Raw genomic sequence first — 23219 nt, forward strand, 5'->3', positions numbered from 1 at the left:
ATAGGCTTTCTTCCTGATCAACGGTATTCGCATTCATTGATCGCTGACGCACGATGAAGCCAGAAGCCACCGCGAAAGGACAGACTGCACATCTACAGGCGGGCTTGTGTCGGCCAATTGGTCCGAGGCCCCAGATACGAACCGCTCGGCAGGACTCCATTCGTTCGTCGTGCTTGAAGCACGCCAGGGTTACCGAGCTCACCTGCCGCCGGTCTGACCTGTGGTGGGTATCTGCTTGTCGCACTTCCAATTCAGAACAACTCTTCAGGTCGGCGCCGGCTTTTGCCGCACCGCTGGTATCGCGGGCACATGGTCGGGGTCGAACGCGCCATCGCGCGTAAGCACCGCCCACAAGATGCGGGCGTTCTTGTTGGCCAGCGCCACGACGGCCTTTTGCCAGCCCACGCGTTCTTTGAGTTGTACCAGCCAGCAGCTGATGCGATCGCTGCGTTTGGCTGCGCTCATCACAGCCGACTTGGCGCCCTGGATCAGCAGCGTGCGCAGGTCGTCGTCGCCGCGTTTGGTGATGCCCCCGAGCCTGGCTTTGCCGCCGGTGGAGTTCTGGCTGGGCACCAGGCCGAGCCAGGCACCGAACTGGCGCGCATGGGCGAACGGGCCGAACTCGCCGATGCTGGCCACCAAGGCCGATGCCGTGGTCGGGCCCATGCCCAGCAGCGCAGCGGCCTTGGTGGCCCGCGCATCCGCGTGTACATGGACGGCGATGCGCTCGTCGCACCAGGCGATCTGCAGGTCGATGTCGATCCAGTGCAGATGCGCACGTTGCAAGGCCAGCCGTGCCACGCCGGGGATTTCGTTGCTGGCATCTTCGATCACCCCGGCCAGCACCAGACGCAACGCATCGGGGCCTTGCGCGAACACCAGCCCGAACTCGGTGAGCAGGCCGCGGATGCGGTTGATCAGCGCGGTGCGCTCTTCCTTGAAGCCTTCCCGCAGGCGGTGCACGGCCAGCTGGCCCTGCTGCTCGGCCGTCTTGACCGGCACGCAGCGCATGTGCGGTCGGCCTGCGGCCTCGCAGATGGCGGCGGCATCGTTGGCGTCGTTCTTGCCGCTCCTGCCGGCCATGCGGTAAGGCGTGACGAAGTGGCCCGCGATCAGCCGGGCCTCCAGGCCCAGCAGGCGCAGCCGGCGGGCCACATGGTGGGCGCCGCCACAGGTTTCCATGGCCACGATGCAACCGGCCGGCAACTGCGCGCACCAGGCAAAGAACCGATCCACCGGCATGGCCTTGGCCAGCGCCACGCGGCCCTGCGCATCGACCGCATGCACTTGGTAGACCCGCTTGGACAGGTCCACCCTACCCGCGCCACCGGCGCCCGTGTAATCTCCGTCATGGACTTCCCCTTTTTCCGTTTCAGATTGAACTTCCGCGAGTCAATCTTGGTGCCTGGACACCGTCTTGGGACTGGGGGAGTCCCTTCGTATTCGCTCCAGCGGACGGCTTCGCCGCCCGCTGAGCTTATTCGTTAGTCCGCCAATGAACATTCAGAAGTCTGAAGCCGCTTTCTTGGAGCACCTAGCAGAGGCCGTTAGCACCTGGGCCTTGGCAGGGACTACCAGCCTAGATGATCCAAGCAGCATGGAGCATGCTGATGCTTGGGCCACTCTTTCCACTAACCTGAAAAGTCCGGAGTCCAGACAGGCCTTCCGCGTAGCTGTCACGGACTTACTTGGTGGCGTCATCCATACAACATTGGCATCGTTCAGCGGGGGATCTTCCCTGTCGGATACTACCGACCTCACTATCCAAGATCAGGACGGCCATGTATTCATTCGCCATCTTCACGAGTTCTGGCCGCACTTTCTTGAGGACGCGGTCTAACAATTCATTCAAGCCGACCTTGCTTCGCAAGGCGGCCTAATTCATTCGTTAGGCGTCAAAATCAACCACATCGGGAGGGTCGCACTTGAAAGTCTTCATAAGTTGGAGCGGAGATCGGAGCCACGCGCTTGCCGACGCGCTTCATGATTGGATGCCGCTGGTACTCCACTACGTCGAGCCGTGGTTGTCACAGGCGGATATCGAAGCTGGCCAACGCTGGGCTGACCAAGTAGCTAAGGAACTTGAAGCCTGCAACTTCGGCATTTTGTGCATCACACGCGAGAACGTGGGATCGCCTTGGGTTCTGTTTGAAGCCGGTGCGTTGGCGAAGTCAATGCAGGGCAGCCGAGTCATACCGCTGCTGCTCGGCTTGGAGTTTCGAGACATCACCGGGCCATTAGCCCAATTTCAAGCAAAGAAGATCGACCGAACCGGATTGCTCGAAGTCATCCAGTCACTCAATCAGTCCTCGCAGCACCCTGTACCGGAGGCGCGGGTAAAACAGCTTTTCGATGCTTTGTGGCCAGAACTTGAGAAGAAGGTTACGGCCATTCCGAACCTAGCCACTCCAGCCAAACATGCTCGGCCTCAGCCAGAGATTCTGGAAGAATTGGTGGCAAGTGTTCGAACCTTAGACGGTAAGTTCCGTGAAATCACGGAAGACGGGCCTCGCGCGCTGCGACATCGGGGGCGTAGGTTTCATCCGATGATGGTTCACGAGATCATCCGATCCCTCGGTTCGAAGCGCGGCGACCCTGTAGCCTTGTTAATTGTCGCCAGTATGTTTCGTGAAGAGATGCCTTGGATGTATGAACTCGGTATGGAGGCGTATCGACTCTCCAAGGACGGCAGCCCTGAAGAGGCTACTGCGGCTCGCCGACGGTTCCTTCGGGCCGCAGACCTCATGAGGCGTGGACCATTCGGACCCGAGGATTTCGGATTCGACACGAAGATGATACATATGATGATCCGAGACTTGGATCATCTTCTCAATTTCGAGCCTGAACCTGAAACTGACCCCGCGGCGTCAGAACCTGCCTGGTCTCGGTTGCAGCGCAACAAAATCGAAAAGTCGGAGTAGCGTGTTGACGCCTCTCTACAGGAACTTCCCACTCAGTCAACACCACCTCATAGGTTTTCTTCCTGATCAACGGTATTCATATTCATTGACCGCTGACGCACGATGAAGCCACAAGCTACCGCAAAAGGACAGACTGTCGTTTGAAAAAATCTGGAATGAATCACAAGGCCCAGGCCGATGAAAATGGTGGCCAGGCAGAGTTTTGGCTCAAATTGAGCATTTGTGTTTTTGGGCAAGCCTGGCGCTTCTAGTCATTGCCGTGCTGGCGTCAAGAAAAGTACTGGCCTGGATAACCAACTCTTAATTGGAAAATCGAGTTTTTCCAATCCTCACCTCCCACGCCACCAACCGCGCGAGTCTTCCGTAGAGGATTCGACAAGCGGGCTTGCACGACGAGTTCTTCGCCGTCCTATTACTGGCCGGAGAGTTGCTGCTGCCGGATCACGGCACTACGATTGATACCCAGCCAGCAAAGAATGGAGCGACCCCATAATTCATTCAAGCCAACGCTGCTTCGCAGCGCGGATAGATTCAAGCACCGAGCAACACAAGAATGTCTTCACCCCTCCTGGCATCCCTTCCAGTGGAGTTCGGCAATGCCGGTTCCGCTGCCACCAACGGAACCGGCTGGTTCATCGGGTTCAGTGATTGGAGCAAGTCGGCACCCCACGATCTGCGGCACATGCCCAAGGATCTTGCATCCTCGAATCTGTGCGTCAAATGGTATGCACATCCAGCAGGCGATCCGAATGGCGAAGAGAAGCCCGTGAGTACTGGCCGCACGATCTCCCTGTTGGTCTCCACGCAGAGCCGGTTCCGACTCGACTTCAGTGCGGATCCCTCATTCGCGCCAAGCGCCACGCTCACATATTGGCTGAAGCACGCCGGCGACTATGCCATCTGGGGGGCCGGTATCTACCATCGCGCGTTCGGCCATGAGCCGGCGACCATTCTCACCGTCCGCTGGGAGCCGGGGCGAAGTACAGCCTGACTCGGCACGCGGCGGGCGGATCGCCGCGCCGGTGCAATGCCGCGGCCTTGCGTGGGGCATCTCATCGGATCAGATGGATACGCGTGCGCGCCCCTATCGGCAGCGGGTGTTTCTACCACCTCCCGGTCTCCACGGCTTCCTGCCGCAGCCGGCGCAACCGCCCCGACAATCGCCATCCACTTCTGGAGAGCGCCATGCGCGAATCTTCCCCGCGGGGTGCTGCCGTCCGCTTCGGCCGGATGGCCCCGACGGTATCTGTCTCGGACATGGCGAAGGCCATCGATTTCTATGGTTCCATCCTCGGGTTCACGAAGGTCTTCGAGAACGGCAACCCGGTGGGATTCGCCATCCTCCAGAAGGACGGGGCCGAACTGCATCTCGCCCTGCACCGGGGCCACCAGGCCAGCGCGTGCAACGTGGCGCACCTGATGGTGGAAGATGCCGCCGCGCTGTACGACCATCTAGCGCGGAGCAAGGTGCGGATCATCAAGACGATGCGCGATGCGGACTTCGGCCTGCGGTGCTTCGTCTTCGCCGATCCGGACGGGAACCGGATCGACGTCGGCCAAGGCCTGTAGCAGCGCCGACCGCCCCCTCCTCCTCCAGCCCGAGCCACCATCCGATGCAGCGACGCTCCCCGGCCTTCCTCCATGCGCTGGCCGTCTCGCGGGTCCGGCAGCGGCTGCTCGACCATGCGTTCCCGCGCGCGCAGATGACGCTGATCTCGGCGCTGACCGGGGGCTTCGGGCTGCTGAGCTCCTTCGCGCTGCTCCAGCTCGGGCTGGACAGCATGACCGTCCGCTACCCGCTGGCGGTCGGCTGCGCCTACCTGTTCTTCCTGTTCCTCATCTGGCTCTGGCTGCGCACCAACGCTGCGGACTACGCCGGCGCGGCCGATCTCCTGCCGGGTTCCGGCAGCCCGGGCGGCGGCGGGACGGCCGCGGCGCCGGCGTTCCGCAGCGGCGCGGGCGGCGACTTCGGCGGCGGCGGCGCGGCGGCCTCCTTCGATGCGCCGGCCGGTGTGGCCGATGCCGCCGTTCCCGCACCCGCGGACGCCGGCTCGCCCATCGGGGATGCGCTCGGCGCGGCCGCCGATGCGGACGAGTTCGCGGTGCCGCTCGCGGCCCTGGCGCTGGCGGCCGGCCTCGCCGTCGCGTCGTTCTACGTCATCTACATCGCGCCGCTCGTCTTCGCGGAAGTCCTCGTGGATGGCGCACTCTCCTATGCGCTGTTCCGCTACCTGCGCGGCCGCGATCCCCGGCACTGGCTGGCCAGCGCGGTCCGGCGCACCGCGGTGCCGTTCGCCGCCACGGCGGTCTTCGTCGCCCTCCTCGGCGCCGGCCTGTCGGCCTATGCGCCGGGCGCCAGTTCCATCGGGCAGGTGTTCGGGCACGCCGGCGCCACGGGGCCGGCGCGGTGACGCCGGACCGGTCGCTGGCGCCCGTCGCCGCCCATGCAGCGGGCCGGGCGGACCTGCACGGCCCCGCCTGATCAGTGAGCGCGTGACGGCGGCGGCGCCGCCGGCACGGGATGCGCCCTCACTTCGGCAACTGGTCGGCGCGCCGCTTCAGGTCCACGGCGCGCTGGCGTTCGAGGCGGGCGCCGCTGTTGCCGGGGTCGATCGCCAGCACCCTGTCCCATGCGGCGATGGCGCCGTCCAGGTCCTGCCGCGCGAACGCGGTGCGCGCCTCCAGGCCGTGGCGCTCCACCAGGCGCCGGCGCAGCGCGTCGGCACGCGCCTGGGCGCCGGGCTGTTCCAGGCCGGCGGCGCGCTGGTACTCGGCCAGCGCCTGCTCCGGCCGGCCGGCGCGCTCGGCCGCCTCGGCGCTGCGCATCGCGCGCTCGCCGGGCGTGGGTTCCGGCGGCGGAGGGGGCGGCGGTGGCGGCTCGGGCGGCGGGGCCGGCACCGGCGGGGGCTCCGGAACGGGCACGGGCACCGGCACCGGCGCAGGCGGCGGATGCTGCGGCGCAGGCGCAGGCGGCACGGGCTTCGGCGGCGGCGCGGGAACGGGCGGCGCCGTGCGCGGCTTGCCCGGGATGCGCAGCACCTGTCCGCCGCTAAGCTGGCGCGGCACCTTGATGCCGTTGTAGCGCGCCAGGATGTAGAAGGCGTAGATGTCGCCCAGGAAGTTGCCGGCGATGCGCGACAGCGTGTCGCTGGGCCGCACCTGGTAGGGGAAGGACTCGCTGCCCAGCTCCTGCACCGGGTCGACGGTGATCTGGCGCATCAGGTTCTGGGCGAGCTTGTTGGCGGCGTCCAACTGCAGCGCCCGCTCCAGCTCGGCACGGGCCTCGTCCTCGCGGCCGGCTTCCAGCAACTCGACCACGGCCTTCGCGATCTTCTGCGCCTGCGTGCGCTCGGCCACGGTGGCCGGCTGCGGTGGAGGCAGCGCCACGGGCGGCAGCGCGGGCAAGGGCGGCGCCACGGCCACCGGCTCCGGCGCGGATGCCGGCGGCTTGGCCGGCCCGGCGCAGGCCGCCAGCAGCGCCAGCGCCACGGCGGCAGGGACGGTACGCAGCAACGGGGAAGGCGGGGCCATGCCGGCAAGTATGGAAGCCGCCCGCGCTCCGCGCACATGACTTTGGGCATGCGCGCCGCGGCCCGGCGCGGCGCAGCATGGCAGCCGACCGCCATGCACGCCGAAACCGGATCCTTCTTCTCCACTGCCGCGCCCGCCCCCGCGCCGCCACCGCCGGCGCGCGCGCCGCTGCAGCGCCCGCCGATCCCGGCCATCGTGCAGCAGCACGCGGAAGAGGCCGCCCACCTGCGCCACGTGCGCAGCGTGCTGCTGCGCGCGCCCCACGTGCGGCTGCTGCAGCTGCAGCGGCTGGACGACCGGATCGAGGCGCACCTGGACGGCCTGGCCGTGGCCGGCGCCTACGGCCTGGCGCGCGCGCAGGCCGCGCTGGAACGGCTGGGCTGCGGCGAGGTCTTCGCGGCGCTGGCGGCCGCGCTGGCGGCGCGCGACACGGCCCTGCAGCAACAGCTGCTGGCGCTGGCACCGGCCGCGCCCGAGGCCTGGCGCGGCGTGGTCTCGGCCTTCGGCTGGTCCACGCCCGGCCTGCTGCGCGACGCCGTGCGCTCGCTGCTCGCGGCGCCGGCCGACTGGCAGCGCGCGCTCGGCCTGGAAGCCTGCCGCCTGCACCGCGTGGACCCGGGTCCGCCACTGGCCGCCGCCCTGCGCAGCACATCGCCGCTGCTGCGCCAGGCCGCGGTGCGCTGCGCCGCCGAGCTCGGCCGGCACGCGCTGGCGCCGCTGGTGCTGGCCGCGCTGCCCGAGGCCGAGCAGGCCGGCGCCCTGCCCCTGGCCGCGCATGCAGCCCACGCCGCCTGCCTGCTGGGCGACCGCGGCGCAGCGCTGCAGGCGGTCGAGCGCCTGGCCTTCGCCACGCCGGCGGCCTGCGACCGGCTGCGCCCGCTGGCGGTGCAGCTGCTGCCGCCCGCACGCACGCGCGAGCACCTGCGCGGCTTCGCCCAGGCCGGCGGCGGCGCGCTGCGCGAGGCCGTCCGCACGGTCGGCTGGCTCGGCGACCCGGCCTTCGTGCCCTGGCTGCTCGAACGCATGGCCGACCCGCGGCTGGCGCGCGTGGCCGGCGAGGCCTTCAGCGCCATCACCGGCGCCGACCTCGCGGCGCTGGACCTGGAGGGGGCGCAGCCCGAGGGCTTCGCCGCCGGCCCCAGCGACGACCCGGACGACGAGGACGTCGCGCTCGACGACGACGAAAGCCTGCCCTGGCCCGACCCGGCGCGCATGCAGCGCTGGTGGCAGGCGCAGGCGCCGCGCTTCCCCGCCGGCCGGCGCTGCTGCGTGGGCGGGCCGGCCGCGCCGGAACACCTGCAGCAGGTGCTGCGCGAAGGCTCGCAGCGCCAGCGCGCGCTGGCCGCGCAGCAGCTGGTGCTGCTGCAGCCGGGGCAGCCGCTGTTCCCGCTGGCCGCGCCGGCCTGGCGGCAAAAGCGCCTGCTCGGCCTGGCGCGCACGGGGGCCTGATGGCGGCGCGCTGGATCTTCGGCGCGCTGGCGCTGGTCTTCCTGGTCCTGGCGCTGGCCCGCGCACGGCGGCTGCGGCGGCTGGACACGGCGGCCCATACCTGGGGCTGGCTGGCGCTGGTGTTCGGCGCGGTGGCGCTGTGGCTCACGGTGACTTTCGGACGTTGAACCGGCCGCGGCGCAGCGACACCATCCGCGCAAGGAGCGCTCACCATGACCCTGACCCTGCGCGCGGTGTCGCTGAACGAGCTGCCGCTGACCCAGCCCCTGACCGCCCGGTTCGACGCGCGCGGCGGCACCATCGGCCGGGCCGACCACAACACGCTGGCCCTGCCCGACCCGGAGCGCCACATCTCGCGCCAGCAGGCCGAGATCCGCGCGCAGGCGGGCGGCGGCTTCGTCATCCGCAACATCGGCAGCGCCAACCCGATCAGCGTGGCCGGCCAGCCGCTGCACCAGGGCGAATCCGCACCGCTGCAGGCGCACGACGAACTGCGCATCGGCGGCTACCGGCTGGAGGTGGTGGCCGATCCGCCGGCCGGCGATGCCGGCGCCACGCAGGTGCAGCGCGCGCCCACCGCGCCCGCCGCCCTGCCGGCCTCCGCCCTGGCGGCCTCCGCCCTGGCTCCCGCTGCCCTGCCGCCCGCGGCATCGGTCAACCCGTTCGCGGACCTGCTGGGCACCGCCGCGCCGCCGCCGGCACCGGCGGCATCGCCGGCCGCGCTGCTGCCGGACGACTTCGACCCCTTCGCGGCCCTGGCGCCGGCCGCCCCGGCCCGGCCCGCCGCCCCGGCCGCGGACCCGTTCGCCGACCTGCTGCCGGCCGCGCAGGAGCGCTCGATCGACGAGCTGTTCGGCCTGCAGGGCGGCGCCGGCGCGCACGACGCGATGGCCGGCTTCATGGCCGGGGGACCCCCTGCGCTCCCCGCGCCCGCCGCCCCGGCCGCCGTGCCCGATCACACGCCGGCGCTGCATGCCCCCTTCCTGCCGCACGCCGCAGCGCCGCCCGCCGCCGTCCCCGCGCCGCCGGCCGCCTCCCCTGCACCACCACCACCTGCCGCGCCCACCACGCCTGCCGCAGTACCGGGAGCGCCCCCGGCCGGCGAGCTCTGGCAGGCCTTCTGCGCCGGCGCCGGCATCCGCCCCGAGCTGCCCGAGGGCGCGGCCGCCGAGCGCATGCGCCTGGCCGGCGAGCTGCTGCGCACGGCGGTCGAGGGCACGCTGCAGATGATGGCCGTGCGCGCCGCCACCCGGCAGGAACTGCGCGCGGCCGTGACCGTGATCCGCGCGCGCGACAACAACCCGCTGAAGTTTTCGCCCGACGCGCAGTCGGTGCTGGAACAGCTGCTGCGCCCGCCGCTGCGCGGCTTCCTGCCGGCGCCGGTGGCCATGGCCGACGCCATGCGCGACCTCGTGGGCCACACCATCGGCACCATGGCCGGCACGCGCGCCGCGCTGGACGGCATGCTGGCGCGCTTCGAGCCCGCGGTGCTGGAATCCCGGCTCAGCAGCCGCTCGCTGCTGGACAGCGTGCTGCCGCAGAACCGCAAGGCCCGGCTGTGGGAGCTGTACCTGCGCCACTTCGAGGCGCTGCGCGACGAGGCGCACGAGGACTTCCACACGCTGTTCGGCAAGGCCTTCCTCCAGGCCTACGAGGAGCAGGTCGCGCGGCTGGACCGCCCCGCCCCCGCGCCCGCGCCCGCCGCCCCCGGCGCCACCCCGTGAGACGCACCATGCCCGCGCCCGCCCTGTGCCTGCGCACCGCGGCCTGCACCGAGCCAGGCGCCCGCACCGTCAACGAGGACGTGCTGCTGGTGCACGACAACGGCCCGGCCTGGTTCGCCGTGCTGGCCGACGGCGCCGGCGGCCACGCCGACGGCCAGCGCGCCGCGCGCTGCGCGGTCGCCAGCCTGCAGGCCGGCCTGGCCGACGCCACGCTGCCCTGGCGCCCGGAAACGCTGACCGGCGCGGTGCTGGCGGCCCACGCCCAGGTGCGCCGGGACCGCCAGGGCGGCGCGCCCATGCACACCACGGTCGTCGCGCTGTGCATCGACCTGCAGCGCGGCTGCGCGCTGTGGAGCCACGTGGGCGATTCGCGCCTGTACCGGCTGCGCGGCGCACGCATCGAACAGGTCACGCGCGACGACACGCTGGTGCAGGGCCTGCTCGACGCCGGCGTGCTGACGCCCGAGCAGGCCGGCAGCCACCCGCACCGCCACCACCTGGCCGCCGCGCTGGGCATCGACGAGGAACTGCGGCCGCACACCACGGCGCCGCAGCCGCTGGCCGACGGCGACGCGTTCCTGCTCGCCAGCGACGGCTGGTGGGCCAGCGCCGGCGACGCGCTGATCGCCGCCAGCCTGCACGCCGCCGACTCGCCCGCGGCCTGGCTGGACGCGATGCGCGCGGCCATCCTCGCGCAGGAGCGCGAGGACCAGGACAATTTCAGTGCGGTGGCGGTGTGGGTGGGAAACGCGAGCTGAGCGCCTCGTCGGAATATCAATCGATCTGGATGTTGGCCGCTCTCGCCGCGGCGCCGATCAGCTTGTTCGACGCATCGATGCGCGCGACGAATTCAGCCGGCGTGCTGAACACGGGTTCGATCGCGAGGCCCCTCATCTTCTCCTTGACGCTTTCGGATGCCATCGCGGCCGCCAGTGCACCTTGAATCTTCGCCACCGTCGCGTCAGACGTTCCCTTGGGCGCATGCAGGCCGAACCAGTTGGAGATGTTCGACAGATCCGCCAGCTTCACTTCCGCGGCGGTCGGCACATTCGGCAGCGCCGGCAACCGCTTCTTGGCAGTGACGAAGAGCGGCTTGAGCTTGTCAGTCTTGATGTAAGGCTCGAGAGATGGCAGGCCATCGCAGAACAACTGCACCTGGTTGGCAACGAGGTCGGTCAGCGCCGCGCTGCTTCCCTTGTAGTGGACCGGCACCATTTGAATACCGGCGTGCTGCAGAAAGATCTCCTGAACGACGTGCAGGCTGCCCCCGGGACCGCTGGTCGCGTAGTTCAGCGCACCCGGCTTGGACTTCGCCAACGTGACGAACTCGGCAAGGGAATGTACGCCTGTACCGGTGCTCGCGACGAAGATGAAATCGCCTTCACCAATCAGAGAGAGATGGCGCAGTCCATTGATGGGGTCCGCGGGCAGTTTCTTGTACGTGTTCGGGCTGTAGACGATCTGCGCGCTCGAGGAAAACAGCAGGGTGTGGCCGTCGGGCTCCGAGCCGGCGACGAAGGCGGTACTGATGTTGCCGTTCGCACCAGGCTTGTTGTCGATGATGACGGGTTGCCCGAGCTTGTCGGACATCACCGGCGCGATGGTTCTCGCCAAGATGTCGGTCAGCCCTCCCGCAGCAAACCCCACGACGATCTTGATCGGCTTGGAGGGATAGGCCTGGGCCTGGGCGGGCGACGTCGCAAGACCTGCAGCACCGCTGAAGGCCAGTGCCAGTGCGAAGTGTCGACGATTCAATGGGGTCACGTTGTGTCCTCTCAAATGGCGGTATGCCGGCGGTAGTCAGGAAGTGAACGTTCGAGCAACGCCGCTGCCACGTGAGACATGCGCTACGGCCTCATAGGCCGCAGCGGCATCGTCCTTCGCAGGGACAGCGTGGGACGGGAACTCCGGTCGCATCTTCATGATGCTCATCCACGGTCTTCTGTTGCTGCCTGGAGCGTGGGCCGGTCAGCCCAGCATCTCCGCGATGCGCACGCTGCGGGCTTCTCTGGAAGCCAGGTCGACGGCGAGAACCGCCGCGAGCGTCATCGTTCCATCGCGGGCCGTAACCAGTGGCGGTTGTTCGCCACGGATCACTGCGGCGAAGTGCTCGAGCTGATTCACGTATGTCAGCGAGCGGTCTTTCGGCATGTGCTTGCGCACCAGCGGCTGCTGCCAATGGCCTCCCTGCTCCTCATGGCGCCACAGATTCATCGTGGGCACCGCCAGCGAAGCCTTGCGTCCACCGATGAAATAGCAGTCCTCGGGCTGGTGCGGGAAATAAAGGGCCTGTCCGGAAGCGATGTCCCAGGAATACGGTGACGGCACGGCGTCGCTGATGAGGAACGTGCCCACGGCGCCGCTTGCAAAGCGCATCACCACGGCCGCGGTGTCTTCGACCTCGAACTTCCGGATGCTGTTCGACGCGATGGCTTGCACGCTGTCGATTTCGCCGCAGATGAAGCGCAGGCAGTCGATGTCGTGAATGAGGTTGATGAGCAGCGGGCCGCCACCGGCGCGCCGGCGCCATTCGGCAGCAAAGTAGTTGTCGGGCTTGTTGACGAGCCACATGCCGTTCACGGCAACGATCTGGCCGAGCTCGCCGTCCTGCACCGCGCGGCGCGCCGCCCGGATGTCGGGACTGTGCCGGCGATGGTGGCCGATCAGGATCGGCACACTGGCGGCCTCACTGGCCTTGGCCAACTGCAAGGCAGCCGTCACGGTATCGGCGACGGGCTTCTCCATCAGCATCGGAACACCACGCTCGATGCAGGCAAGGCCGGCTGCAAGGTGCATCTGGTTCGGCAGTGCGACGATGGCGCCGTCCGGCTTCGTCTCGTCCAGCATCTGTTCGTAGCTGGCGTAGCACGGGATGCCCAGCTCTTTGGCATAGGCCTGCCCGTCCGGGGAAACATCGGCGATGGCCACAAGTTCCGTGCGAGGGTGGTTGCGCACGAGCGTCGCGTGTTCTCTGCCAATCAGGCCAACGCCCATCAGGACGATGCGAAGTGGTGTCATGGTTCTATCTCGTGTGGTCTCGGCGTGCGAAGGCCGGTTGGAAAAGCGGGTGGCTGCGCTGCGTGCCGCCGCGTATGACGGTGTTTGGAGGGACGCCTGCGCTGCCATCGGCACCTTCGACCGGTCGGCGGACGCAGCAGGCCGCCCGCATCGCCGACGCTCGCGGCCATCGAAGCAGAAGACGCAAGCGCATGGGCGGCCTGCCGGCGACCGTCGTCCAGGGTCGCATCTCTCAGATCTCCGTCAGGCGATTGGCCAGCCAGTCCAGCGCGTGGATGTAGCCGTCCGTGCCCATGCCGGCGACCACGGCCGTCACGACCTTGCTCATGAGGGAGTTGTGGTAGACGGCCTCGCGTGCATGCACGTTGGAGATGTGCAGTTCGAGTTTGAGACCTTCGAACATCTTGAGGGCGTCCATCAGCACGACGGACGTAAAGGTCAGGCCGGCCGGATTGATGATGATCCCGGCGGCTTTCCGGTCCACGGCGTCGTGGACGCTCTCGACGAGGTCGCCCTCGAAGTTCGACTGGCGAAAGTCGATCTCGAGGTTCAGTGACAAGGCCCTGTCAGCGCACCGCTGCTTGACCATCGCCAGGGTTTCGGCCCCGTAGATGTGCGGCTCGCGGGTTCCCAGGCGATTCAGGTTGGGGCCGTTGAGGATGTAGATCAGGCGGGACATGGCGTGCTCCTCGGGTTCGACTGCGAGCCGCGGTATCGACGGCGCATCGTTGATGGAGGAATTCTAAGTCACCCAAATGGGAATAGATAGATATCTTTAAGTCAAAATTTCACCAAAATCAGGGAAAACACCTACCAATAAGTCCCGATTGAGTGAATAAAGATTGCCATTGTGTACAACAACCACGTCGCCCGCATCAAGCTCGAACCCCGCTCGCAACCCGATGGCCATCGGAGCCGGGCATTCCCTCGGTGCCGTGCTGGACGCCTGCGTCCGACGCGGCGTCCGGGTGGCCTCGCCTCGGCAAGAGCACGATGCCGACATCGGCGTACAGCGCACTGCGCAAGCGCCGCGCGGCCGTTCACTGAAGATCGGCTCCGGTCCGGTTTCGCCGTCCAGCGCATGGAGCAAGGCCGTCGACGGTACCCACCGCATGGTCGAGGAGAGCGCCTTGGACACTGAGTCCGTGGCCCTGACGAGCGGCGGCATCGATGGTCTTGGAAAAGATGCCAGCGGTGCCCGGTGGCGAATCCTTGAAGGTGCCCAGGCGATTCTTCCGGCAGTCCATGCGGCTGGCGCCCTCCTGGCCATCGATGCGCTGCATCCGATGTATGCGGCGGACCGCAACGCGATCCGCAGGCCTCCATCGCCAGCCCCCTGATGAGCGGCTTTCAGGTGTCCGACCGGCCCGTTCCAGCGACCGATCCGGCGTTCGGCCATCGGCACGATGGGCGATGGCGCGATCGACGTGCGCCGCATCCGGCATATGGTGGCCGAGGCCAGGTTCGCAGGCCCCATCGGGGCGGAGATCCTGTCAGCGCGATGGCCTGCCCGCCTCCTCGACGAAATCATCGAAGCCGGCCAGCAGCGTGTCGCCGCTCCGTGGTGAACCACGTCCTCGCGGGATCACCCGTGGTGCACAATCAACGGCATCCCCTTCTCTGCACCGGCTCAAGTTGCCGACGAACCCGACCAGCCATCCGAGGGTATCGGTCTTGAAATGACTAGCCTGAACAAAGTCGCGGCAGGCATGGAAGTCACTTCTGTGGAGTCCCGCTCACGCAATGCCGAACGCACCCAGCGTGCCATTCTCGATGCCGCGCTGCAAGCGTTCGCGACCACCGGCTTTGCCGGCACGCGGCTGGACCACATCGCCGACGCGGCCAAGATCGACAAGCGGCTCATCTACTACTACTTCAAGAACAAGGAAGGGCTGTTCCTCGCCGTGCTGGAGGATGCCTACCGTGGCATCCGCGAAGCGGAATCCAAGCTCGACCTAGACGCGCTGGGCCCAATCGAGGCCATCAGAAAGCTGGTCGAGTTCTCCTGGAGCTACTACCTTGCGCATCCGGAATTCGTCACGCTGATCAATAGCGAGAACCTGCACCGCGCAAGGCACCTGGAGAAGTCAACGCTGATCCGGGACATCAACTCGCCCCTCATCGACACGCTTGGAAAGATTCTGGAGAAAGGCCGTTCTCAAGGAGTCTTCCGTGGCGGTGTCGACCCGCTTCAGCTGTATATCTCCATCGTCGGCCTGACCTACTTCTACCTGTCGAATCAGCACACTTTGTCGCTCGTCTTCGGACGCAATCTGATGGCGACCAAGGCCCTCAATGAGCGTCTGTCACATGTTGTGGAGTACACGTTGGGCTACTTGGTGCGCGAGTGACGGGCGCTGCTCCAGCCATTCCGCAACCTGTCCTCGCCGCCCCTCCAGCACGCCGTTGAACCGCCGGCGCAGCGGCTCCCAGAACCCGCATCGCCAGGCAGCCCGTGCTTCCCGCTGCCCGCCCTTCGTCGAAGCAGACCTGCGTACTGCGCATCAGAACTTCAGCAGCAGCCGGACAGCCTGATGCACATCCGGCAAGCCACCGACGTCGCACGGGTCGGCCATGCGGGCAGACCACCACCGCGTTCGCCCCTCTTGCCGCTCCTGCGGCGCGAGACAGGCCCCGGGCCATGGCGGCGCCGCCGCTACCGTGGCCTCGAACGCCGCCAGCGACGCGCCGCGCTCCAGCGTCCCCAGCGCCGCCCGCTCCAGCGCGGCGTACCAGTCCTCCGGCATCGCCGCTCCCTCCCCCTCCCCCGCCTGCAGCACCACCAGCGGAAAGTACCGCCCCACCTTGTCGCAGCTGGGCATCAGCACGCCGAACCACCACTGCGCGTCGACCACGCCCGGCGCCCAGGCGAAGCGCAGCAGCGGCGCCTCCAGGTAGGCCTGGGGCCAGCGTTCGCCCAGGGCCTGCGGCAGCGCCTGCATGGTGGCGGACAGCCAGCGGTCGAGCTGGCGCAGCACCGGCTCGGGCAGCCGCCGGTGCGCGAAGTCGCCCAGCATGGCGAGCTTGCCGAACCAGCCCGGCGGCCCGGCGGCTACAGCCCCGCCGGGCACGCGAACTCCCGCAGCTCGCGCAGCCGGAACGGGTTGCGCACGCTGCTGGCCGTGACCTCGAACACGGCCTTGCGGCCGCCCACGTCGAAGGTGGCGCGGAAGCGCTCGGGCGCGCCGGTGGGCTCGATCTGCACCCGGTCGAACAGCCGTAACAGCGCCCACGGCCCGCTGTCCACCAGGCCCGAGGCGCCGCTGGCGCTGGGCGGGCTGAGCTGCACGCGCACCTCGGAGCTGCCGCGCGGGCCGGGCCACTGCACCGCCGTCGGGATCTGCGGGCCGTGGGCGTAGCGCACGATCTGGCCGTCCACGTCGAGGATGAACTGCTGGATCGTGGCGTCCATCTCGATCGGCTTGAAGTCCAGCCGCAGCGCGGGCCCGCCGGCGCCGGGAAAGAAGGTCTCGCGGATCGCCGCGGCGCGCTGGAACTGCGGCAGCGTGCCGGCGTCCGCGCCCAGCGGCGTGCCCTCCACGGCGCGGAAGCGCCAGGGCCGCGTGCTGGTGTCCACGTAGGGCGCGAGCCGGCTCTGGAACACCTGGTCGATCTTGCCGCCGGGGCCGAACAGCGTGGCGAAGTCGGCCTGCGTCACGTCGCGCGGCGAGCCGGCCACCAGCGGGTAGCGGCCGGCCACGGCCTGCTGGCAGAACTCGCCGACCTGCGAGCGCACTTCCTGCGCGAGGTTCTGGCGCATCAGGCCCTGGGCGATCTGCGCGCTGCCCTGCGACAGCGTCTCCATCATCGTGCGCAGCGGCTGCGGCATGCGCGCGGCCTCGGCCTTCACGCGGTTGGGCAACGGCGAGGGCGGCGGCGCCGCGCCGCCCTGCAGCGCGGTCTGCACGGCGGTCAGCAGCAGGTTGACCTCGGCCACCAGGGCCAGCGTGTCGTCCAGCGGCGCGCGCCCGCCCGGCAGCGGCGTGACGAAGTGGCGCAGGCCGGCGAAGCGGCTGTCGACCAGTTGCTCCTCCAGCGTCTGCGCCGGACCGGCCGGCGCGCCGGTGGCGGCACCGCTGACCAGGCCGGCCAGCTTCTTCTGCGATTCGCGCACGAACTGCTGTGCGCGCTGCTCGGCCGTCTCCACGGCGCCGCCGCCGGCCCCCAGCGTGGTCTCGCGCGCGATGCCCTTGAGCAAGGGCGGCAGCGGGCTGTCCGGCGCGGACAGCAGGCGCGACATCTGCACCGACTGGCCGAGCTGGCCCATGGGCTGCAGCTTGATGTCGGCGATGAAGGCCTCCCAGGTGGCGGCGTAGTCGGCGAGGTACAGGCGGCGCACCTCGTCCACCAGCGGCGCGGGCGCGCGCAGCCGGGCCGCGGCGTCGCGCGGCGCGTCGGCGACGGCCAGCACCCAGGGCTGCTCGGCGGCGAGCTGGTCCGCCACCTGGCCGACCTGCTTCTGGAAGCCCTTCAGGTAGCCGTCGCGCGTGTACAGGCCGGGCACGCCCTGCGTCAACGGCACGCCGCTGGCGCGGGTGAACACCAGCGCGGCGCCCGGGCCGGCTGCGCGCGCGACGCTGAACGCGGGGAAGTCCTGGCCCAGGCCCTGGCTGCGCAGCCGCGCGTACACCCGCTGGGCCAGCGGCTGGGCCGCCAGCTGCGCGCGCACCGACTTCAGCAGCGCCGCATCGGCCGGCAGCGGCGAGGCCACGCCGCCCTGCTCCAGCAGGCTGTCCAGGTGGTCCTGCAGCTGCTCGCGCTGGGCCGGCGTCAATTCACGGCGCGTCGTGTCCCAGTCGTCCTGCACGTGGCGGCGCAGGTCGTCGGCCGAGAAATGCGCGGGCTCGTGCAGCATCACGTAGACCTTCAGCGCCTCGTACTGCGGCTCGGGGCTGCCGGCGCTCTGGCGCAACTGTTCCTCCACGCGCAGCGCCAGCCGCGGCAGCAGCGCGTCGGCCAGCATGCGCCGGTAGGCGGCCTGGGCGGCGCTGTCGAGCTTGCCCTGCTGCGACAGGCCGAACCCGCGCCAGCCGCCGGCCCCGCCCTCGGCCGGCTGCGCCAGCGCGCGCGTGGCCTGCAGCGCCGGCAGCAGCGGCAGCAGGTCGGGCGAGGCGCGGTTCGGCGTGGCCGCCAGCAGCTGCTGCACCGGGCCGGCGCGCGCGGCCACGTCGTCCACGTAGCGGCGGTTGTCGGCGTAGCTGCGCCACCAGGTGGCGGCCAGCCCCACCGCCAGCAGGCCGACGGCCGCGTAGCCGGCGCCCAGCAGCAGGCGCTGGCGCCGCGCCCACCCGCGCCGCGTGCCGGCCAGGCCGGCTTCGGCGAAGACCACCTCGTCCAGCAGCCGCTGCAGGAAGTAGCTGCGCCCGCTGGCCTGCTGCGGCGCCAGCACGGCATGCTCCAGCCGGTAGCGGCGCGCCACGCTGCCGAGCACGCGGTCGATCGGCGCGCCCTCCTGCGTGCCGCTGATGAAGTACACGCCGCGCAGCAGCGGCTGCGCCTGCAGCGCCGAGGGCGCGAACACGTCTTCGGCGAACGTCTGCAGCGCCTCGCGCAGGCCGGCGAACTGGACCGGGAAGCCGTAGATGCGCGCGCGCCGGGCCGGGTCGCGCTCGGCCTGCAGGCGCTCGACCAGGCCGTCGAGCAGGCGCTGGCGCAGGGCGTCGAACTCGGCCGGCAGCGCGGCCAGCGGGGCCGCGCCCTCGCGCGGGAAGGTGAAGCCCCAGGGCGCGGCGCGCTCGGCCTTGTCGAGCGTGGCGAAGTAGTCCATGAAGCCGGCCAGCAGGTCGGCCTTGGTCACCAGCAGGTAGACCGGGAAGGCGATGCCGAGCCGCTCGTGCAGCTCCTGCAGCCGCGCGCGCACCGTCAGCGCATGCGCGGCGCGCTGCGCGGCGGGCGCCAGCAGGTCGCTGGCCGAGACGGCCACCAGCACGCCGTTGATCGGCTGGCGCGGGCGGCTCCTGCGCAGCAGCTGCAGGAAGCCGTCCCAGGTGGCCTGGTCGGTGCCGGGGTCGCTGTCCTGCGTGGTGAAGCGGCCGGCGGTGTCGACCAGCACGGCGCGGTCGGTGAACCACCAGTCGCAGTGGCGCGTGCCGCCCACGCCGCCGATGCCGCGCGGCGCCTGCCCGCCGAGCAGGTCGGCCAGCGGGAAGTTCAGGCCGCTGTGGCGCAGCGCCGTGGTCTTGCCAGCGCCGGGCGCGCCGATGATCACGTACCAGGGCAGCTGGTACAGGTGCCGGCCGCCCAGGCGCGCGGCCCAGCCCTTCAGCGGCCCCTGCGCGCCGAAGCGCATGCGGGCCAGCGCCTGCAGCGCGCGCTCGAACTGCTGGCGCACGGCGGCCAGGTCGGCGCTCTCGCGCGGGCCGGCCTCGGCCGGGGCCTGCACCAGCTGCTGCACCACGGCGGCGTTGCCGCGGCGCGCGCGCCAGCGGCCGAACGCGGCCAGCGCGGCGGCCAGGCCCCACAGCGCGGCGATGGCGGTCCAGCGCTGGCGCTCGCTCTCCAGCGGGCGCGCCTCGCCGAAGGCCAGCAGCGGCCCGGCGATCCACAGCAGCAGCGACAGCGCCGCGAGCAGCAGCGCCAGCAGCAGCCAGCGGTTGAAGACGAGGCCGAGCAGCTTCTTCATCATCGTACGGCTCCCGATGCCGCGGGCGCCGGCGCGGCCGCCGCCGGCGGGCGCCCCAGCACCATCAGCGTGATCTCCACGCGCCGGTTCAGCGCGCGGTTGCCGGCGCTGTCGTTGGGCACCAGCGGGTCGGCGTCGGCGCGGCCTTCGGCGCGCACGCGCTCGGGCGGCAGGCCCTTGGCCAGCAGCAGCGCGCGCACGGCGTCGGCGCGCTCCTGCGACAGGTGCCAGTTCGACGGGAAGCGCGCCGTGCGGATCGGGCTGCTGTCGCTGTGGCCGGTGACCAGCACCGTGCCGGGCAGCTGCGCCAGCGCGGCGGCGATGCGGCCGAACAGTGCCTCGTGCCCGGCGGCCGGCTGCGCGCTGGCCGGCGCGAACAGGCCGTCGCCGCGCAGCGTGACGACGCTGCGGTCCACCTCGTCGCGCACGGCCAGCAGGCCGCCCTTCACGTCGGGCTGCAGCAGCTGGGCCAGCCGCGGCATCGGCGCCGGCGGCGGCGGCGCGACCACCGGCGGCGTGAGCCGCAGCGACTGGATCTGGCCGAACACCGCGTCCGAGCGCTCGGCCAGCGACAGCGAGAAGCCCGTGTAGGCCAGCGCCAGCAGCAGCGCCGCCCCGGCCGCGCCGGCGGCCAGCGGCAGCCAGGTCGGCACGCGGCGCTGCGGCAGCGGCGCCACCTGCCAGTGCGCGGCCAGCGCGCGCGCATGGTCGCCGCGCTCGCCGCGCACGATCTGCGCGAGCCGGTCGCGCACGGCCTCCAGCTGCGCGGCGCCGTTGTCGATCACGCGGTAGCGGCCCTCGAAGCCCAGGGCCAGCGCGCAATAGATCAGCTCCAGCAGGTCGCGGTTGGCGGCCGGCTCCTGGGCCAGCCGGGCCATCAGCTGGAACACCTTCTCGCCGCCGCGCGTCTCGTTGTGGAACATGGCCAGCAGGCTGTGCCGAGCCCAGGCGCCGGAACCGCCCCAGGGCGTGTCGGCGGCGGCCTCGTCGAGCATGGTGCACAGCACGTAGCGCGCGGCCATCGCGCGCTCGGGCGCGATGCCGGCGGCCGCGGCGGCGGCCGAGAAGTCGCGGATGCCCTGGGCCAGCGCCTGGCGCAGCGCGGCCGGGTCGTCCACGCGCTGCGTGGCCCGCAGCGGCGGCACCAGCAGCAGCAGCCGGTTGGCCAGCGCCAGCAGCGGGTTCAGGCCGGCGTCGGCGGCGGGGGCGTCGGATTCCGGCGCCGCCGGCGCGGCCGCGGCGGGCGCCGCGGCGCGCGCGCCGCCGCCGGGGCGCGGCTTGACGAAGGTGCGCTGTTCGTCGAACGCGGCGAAGGGGTCGTCGAGGGCCGGGCGGTCCATGGCGGTCATGCGCGGATGGCCCAGAGCTCGAGCTCCAGGCCGGGGAACTCGCCGGCCACGTGCAGCGCCAGGCTGCCGCTGCGTTCGAGCTGCTTGTACAGTTCGCCGCCGCGGTCGAGCTCGAAATAGTGGCAGCCGGCGTGGAACGGCAGCTGCCGCGGCGCCACCGGCAGCGGGCGCAGCGCGACGCCGGGCAGCTGCAGGTTCACCAGGTCGCGGATGCGGTCCACCGGGCCGAGCTTGGACTGCGCCGGAAAGCGCAGCCGCAGCTGCTCGGCCGGCAGCTGCGCATGCACGGCCAGCACCAGGCTGCCGCTGCGCAGCAGCTCGGCATCGGCCACGACGGCGGTGCGCACGCCGTGGCTGCGGTCGGTCAGCGCGATCTGCTCGGCGTGGCGCTGCAAGGCGAAGGACAGCATGCCGCGCAGGTCGTCCAGCAGCGGCGCGAAGCTGGCCTGCAGGTCGTCGTGGCGGTACAGCGGGTACTCGCGCGGCAGCCGCGCGCCGGGCGCGAAGGCGGCCAGCTCGCCGGCCAGCTGCAGGCAGTCGCGGTGCAGCAGCTCGGGGTGCGCGTGCGGGGCCAGCGCGTGCTGGCGCAGCAGCGGCTCGGCGCGGTTGAGCGTCTGCAGCATCAGGAAGTCCGCCAGCTCGGACACGCCGTGCGCGAGCTGGCCCATGCGGCCGGCCAGCGCCTCGGCGCGCTGGCGCACCAGGCCGTGCAGCAGCGCGGCCATGGCGGAGAGCTGGCCGCTGGCGTCGATGCGCAGCTGCGGCGCCACGTAGGTGCGGTCGAGCACGAGCTGGCGGTCGGCGCGGCGCTCGGCGACGCGCGCCACGCCCAGCGCGGCATCGGCCTCGCCCAGGTCGCGCGCGCGCACCAGGCGCAGGCGCAGCGCGGCGGTCTGCACCGGCTCGGGCTCGTCGGCCACGCTGGTGCGGTCGCGCAGCACGCGGTCGACGACGCGGTAGCGGCCGCGGGCGGCCTCGCCGTCGGCCGCGTCGAAGTCCACCTCGTCGACGCCCTCGCGCGCCAGCGGCGCGGCCAAGCAGACGACGTCGTCGCGGGCGTCGTCCGGCAGCGCCAGCGGCGCCGGCATGCGGTCGGCCGGGCCGAGGTCGAACGGCGTGCCGTCCGGCAGCACGCCGGCCGCGCGCGCCAGCGCGATCCGGCCCTGCGCCAGCTGCGATTCGTCCAGCGCCAGCACGGTGAAGCCCCAGCCGTGCACGGCCAGCGCCTGCAGGCGGCGGTCCAGCAGCGTTTCCAGGTAGCGCGTCTCCTGCTGGAAGTGGTGCGGCTGCAGGAACATGCCCTGCGTCCAGACGACCTTGTCCGCCGCCGGGCCGGCGGCCGGAGCGGCCTCGGGCGGCCGCGCGGCGTTCACGGCGCCATCTCCGCCGACACCGCCAGCGCCCCGGCGCGGACCGTGAGCTGGTGCGCCTGGCCCGGCCGCACCGGCAGCACCACGCGCCAGCGCGCGTGCTCGATGTCGCGGTAGGCCGCGAACACGCCGATGAAGCGCGTCTCCGGCGCCAGCGTACGCCGCAGCGGCAGGCTCTGGCCGGGCTGCAGCGTCAGGTCTTCGCGGGCGACGAGCTCGGCGCCGAGCTCGCCCTGGTCGCGCTGGTAGAGCGAGACGAAATCGGCCGCCGTGAAGGCGGTGTCGGCCTTGAGTTCGTACAGGCGCAGCAGCAGCGGCGACGGCCGGCCGCTGACGCTGGTGTTGAGCCCGGCGGCGGCGGCCACGCTGCCCGCCACGGTGGTCGGCGGCACCTTGGGCGGGCCGCCGCAGGCGGCCAGCGCCAGCGCCGCCAGCAGCACGCCGCGGCGTGCGACACAACCCGATCCATGGCCTGCGATGCGCATCGGCTTCCCCTGTGCAACCCGGAAACCAGCATAGCCAGCGGCCCGCGCGCCGGCGCGTGACGAAGGTCATCGGCGGTGGCCGCCGCCGTTCGCCCGGCACAGGCGCGTTTCGCGCCGGCGGCGCGGCGTTCCGTCGCATCGCGCTGGCCCGCTCGGCAGCCCGTGGGCACAGTGCGGCCATCGCCACTGCCACACGCCGGACCGCCATGCTGCTGCAGATCCTGACCCATACGCCCGCCTGGGTGTTCGCCGTGTTCGCGCTGCTCGCCTGGCTGGGCGGGCGCCAGCTGCGGCCCGGCAGCACGCCGCTGGCGCGCGCCGCGGCCCTGCCGCTGGCGATGGCGGTGCTGGCGGCCTACGGCGTGGCCACCGCCTTCGGACGGTCCGGCGCGGGGCTGCCGGCGCTGGCGGGCTGGGCGGCCGCCGCCGCGCTGGCGCTGGCCGCCGCCGGCCGCATGCCGCTGCACCCCGCCGTGCGCTACGACGCCGGCACCCGCCGCTTCCACCAGCCCGGCAGCGCCGTGCCGCTGGCGCTGATGATGGGCGTCTTCGCGACCAAGTACGCGATCGGCGTCACGCTGGCCCTCCACCCGGGGGTCGCGCACCAGGCCGGCTTCGCCGTCGGCATCGGCACGCTGTACGGCCTTTTCAGCGGCGTGTTCGCGGGGCGTGCGCTGCGGCTGGTCCGGCTGGCGATGCGCCGGCATGCGCCGCCGCCGGCCGCGGCCTGAACGAATCCTTTCTTCCCAC

At 70.9% G+C, this 23219-nt stretch carries 23 protein-coding genes; 12 read left to right on the top strand and 11 right to left on the bottom strand.

Going from position 1 to position 23219, the window contains the following annotated elements:
* Window positions 1-264: 264 nt before the first annotated feature.
* Complete coding sequence (locus QM782_RS01430; protein WP_415201158.1) at window positions 265-1314, bottom strand: IS110 family transposase; 1050 nt, start codon at window positions 1312-1314, stop codon at window positions 265-267.
* Window positions 1315-1781: 467 nt separating this feature from the next.
* On the opposite strand from QM782_RS01430, the gene QM782_RS01435 reads away from it, so the two are divergent.
* The gene (locus QM782_RS01435; protein WP_415201159.1) at window positions 1782-1880 is read left to right on the top strand and encodes a hypothetical protein; all 99 of its coding nucleotides are present in this window, start codon (window positions 1782-1784) and stop codon (window positions 1878-1880) included.
* 45 nt (window positions 1881-1925) lie between these two features.
* Entirely contained in the window at window positions 1926-2921 is a 996-nt protein-coding gene (locus tag QM782_RS01440; RefSeq protein ID WP_415201160.1) for a toll/interleukin-1 receptor domain-containing protein, read from the top strand.
* 47 nt (window positions 2922-2968) lie between these two features.
* Here the strand turns inward: QM782_RS01440 and QM782_RS01445 are convergent, their stop codons facing one another.
* Entirely contained in the window at window positions 2969-3157 is a 189-nt protein-coding gene (locus QM782_RS01445) for a hypothetical protein (RefSeq protein WP_415201161.1), read from the bottom strand.
* Window positions 3158-3474: 317 nt separating this feature from the next.
* On the opposite strand from QM782_RS01445, the gene QM782_RS01450 reads away from it, so the two are divergent.
* From QM782_RS01450 to QM782_RS01460, 3 genes are all read left to right on the top strand, one after another.
* Window positions 3475-3912 carry a hypothetical protein gene (locus QM782_RS01450; protein WP_415201162.1) on the top strand — a complete coding sequence of 146 codons (438 nt, stop codon included), beginning with the start codon at window positions 3475-3477 and terminating at the stop codon, window positions 3910-3912.
* A 194-nt stretch (window positions 3913-4106) separates the two neighbouring features.
* Entirely contained in the window at window positions 4107-4490 is a 384-nt protein-coding gene (locus QM782_RS01455) for a glyoxalase superfamily protein (protein ID WP_415201163.1), read from the top strand.
* A 44-nt stretch (window positions 4491-4534) separates the two neighbouring features.
* The gene (locus QM782_RS01460; protein WP_415201164.1) at window positions 4535-5332 is read left to right on the top strand and encodes a hypothetical protein; all 798 of its coding nucleotides are present in this window, start codon (window positions 4535-4537) and stop codon (window positions 5330-5332) included.
* Between the two features lie 118 nt (window positions 5333-5450).
* Here QM782_RS01460 and QM782_RS01465 read toward each other — a convergent pair whose 3' ends face one another.
* Window positions 5451-6452 (bottom strand): LysM peptidoglycan-binding domain-containing protein, encoded by a 1002-nt coding sequence (locus QM782_RS01465; RefSeq protein WP_415201165.1) that lies wholly within the window; start codon window positions 6450-6452, stop codon window positions 5451-5453.
* Window positions 6453-6545: 93 nt separating this feature from the next.
* Between QM782_RS01465 and QM782_RS01470 the strand changes: the two genes are divergently transcribed.
* The 4 genes from QM782_RS01470 to QM782_RS01485 are packed head-to-tail and all read left to right on the top strand — an operon-like array spanning window position 6546 to window position 10383.
* The gene (locus QM782_RS01470) at window positions 6546-7901 is read left to right on the top strand and encodes a TIGR02270 family protein (protein WP_415201166.1); all 1356 of its coding nucleotides are present in this window, start codon (window positions 6546-6548) and stop codon (window positions 7899-7901) included.
* A complete protein-coding gene (locus tag QM782_RS01475) occupies window positions 7901-8068 on the top strand; it encodes a hypothetical protein (protein ID WP_415201167.1) in 168 nt (55 codons plus the stop codon). The genes QM782_RS01470 and QM782_RS01475 overlap by 1 nt, the downstream gene beginning before the upstream one ends.
* Window positions 8069-8113: 45 nt before the next feature.
* The gene (tagH, locus tag QM782_RS01480) at window positions 8114-9625 is read left to right on the top strand and encodes a type VI secretion system-associated FHA domain protein TagH (protein ID WP_415201168.1); all 1512 of its coding nucleotides are present in this window, start codon (window positions 8114-8116) and stop codon (window positions 9623-9625) included.
* An 8-nt stretch (window positions 9626-9633) separates the two neighbouring features.
* Window positions 9634-10383, top strand: a complete 750-nt coding sequence (locus QM782_RS01485) for a PP2C family protein-serine/threonine phosphatase (protein ID WP_415201169.1) — start codon at window positions 9634-9636, stop codon at window positions 10381-10383.
* 16 nt (window positions 10384-10399) lie between these two features.
* On the opposite strand, the gene QM782_RS01490 is transcribed toward QM782_RS01485, so the two are convergent.
* The 3 genes from QM782_RS01490 to QM782_RS01500 form a co-directional block, all read right to left on the bottom strand.
* On the bottom strand, window positions 10400-11389 hold the full coding sequence (locus tag QM782_RS01490; RefSeq protein WP_415201170.1) for a Bug family tripartite tricarboxylate transporter substrate binding protein: 990 nt from the start codon (window positions 11387-11389) through the stop codon (window positions 10400-10402).
* Window positions 11390-11593: 204 nt separating this feature from the next.
* On the bottom strand, window positions 11594-12643 hold the full coding sequence (locus QM782_RS01495) for a Gfo/Idh/MocA family protein (RefSeq protein ID WP_415201171.1): 1050 nt from the start codon (window positions 12641-12643) through the stop codon (window positions 11594-11596).
* A gap of 232 nt (window positions 12644-12875) precedes the next feature.
* Window positions 12876-13322, bottom strand: coding sequence for a type II 3-dehydroquinate dehydratase (locus tag QM782_RS01500; RefSeq protein WP_415201172.1), 447 nt, complete (start codon window positions 13320-13322; stop codon window positions 12876-12878).
* A 223-nt stretch (window positions 13323-13545) separates the two neighbouring features.
* On the opposite strand from QM782_RS01500, the gene QM782_RS01505 reads away from it, so the two are divergent.
* Together QM782_RS01505 and QM782_RS01510 are read left to right on the top strand one after the other, a co-directional pair.
* Window positions 13546-13983 (top strand): hypothetical protein, encoded by a 438-nt coding sequence (locus QM782_RS01505; RefSeq protein WP_415201173.1) that lies wholly within the window; start codon window positions 13546-13548, stop codon window positions 13981-13983.
* Window positions 13984-14322: 339 nt separating this feature from the next.
* Window positions 14323-14994: a TetR/AcrR family transcriptional regulator gene (locus tag QM782_RS01510; protein ID WP_415201174.1), complete on the top strand. Its 672-nt coding sequence runs from the start codon at window positions 14323-14325 to the stop codon at window positions 14992-14994.
* A gap of 153 nt (window positions 14995-15147) precedes the next feature.
* On the opposite strand, the gene tagF is transcribed toward QM782_RS01510, so the two are convergent.
* From tagF to tssJ, 5 genes are read right to left on the bottom strand one after another with little or no spacing between them, the layout of a single operon-like run.
* Window positions 15148-15714, bottom strand: a complete 567-nt coding sequence (gene tagF / locus QM782_RS01515; RefSeq protein WP_415201175.1) for a type VI secretion system-associated protein TagF — start codon at window positions 15712-15714, stop codon at window positions 15148-15150.
* A complete protein-coding gene (gene tssM, locus QM782_RS01520; RefSeq protein ID WP_415201176.1) occupies window positions 15696-19268 on the bottom strand; it encodes a type VI secretion system membrane subunit TssM in 3573 nt (1190 codons plus the stop codon). Before tssM ends, tagF begins: the two co-directional genes overlap by 19 nt.
* Window positions 19265-20605, bottom strand: coding sequence for a DotU family type VI secretion system protein (locus QM782_RS01525; protein ID WP_415201177.1), 1341 nt, complete (start codon window positions 20603-20605; stop codon window positions 19265-19267). The genes tssM and QM782_RS01525 overlap by 4 nt, the downstream gene beginning before the upstream one ends.
* Before the next feature lie 5 nt (window positions 20606-20610).
* Window positions 20611-21987, bottom strand: a complete 1377-nt coding sequence (tssK, locus tag QM782_RS01530; RefSeq protein WP_415201178.1) for a type VI secretion system baseplate subunit TssK — start codon at window positions 21985-21987, stop codon at window positions 20611-20613.
* Window positions 21984-22469, bottom strand: coding sequence for a type VI secretion system lipoprotein TssJ (gene tssJ, locus QM782_RS01535; RefSeq protein ID WP_415201179.1), 486 nt, complete (start codon window positions 22467-22469; stop codon window positions 21984-21986). Before tssJ ends, tssK begins: the two co-directional genes overlap by 4 nt.
* A 56-nt stretch (window positions 22470-22525) precedes the next feature.
* Between tssJ and QM782_RS01540 the strand changes: the two genes are divergently transcribed.
* Window positions 22526-23200 (top strand): DUF6622 family protein, encoded by a 675-nt coding sequence (locus QM782_RS01540; protein ID WP_415201180.1) that lies wholly within the window; start codon window positions 22526-22528, stop codon window positions 23198-23200.
* The last annotated feature ends 19 nt before the right edge of the window (window positions 23201-23219 follow it).

The sequence above is a fragment of the Pseudorhodoferax sp. genome (assembly GCF_047601025.1).
Classification (GTDB): Bacteria; Pseudomonadota; Gammaproteobacteria; order Burkholderiales; family Burkholderiaceae_C; genus Pseudorhodoferax.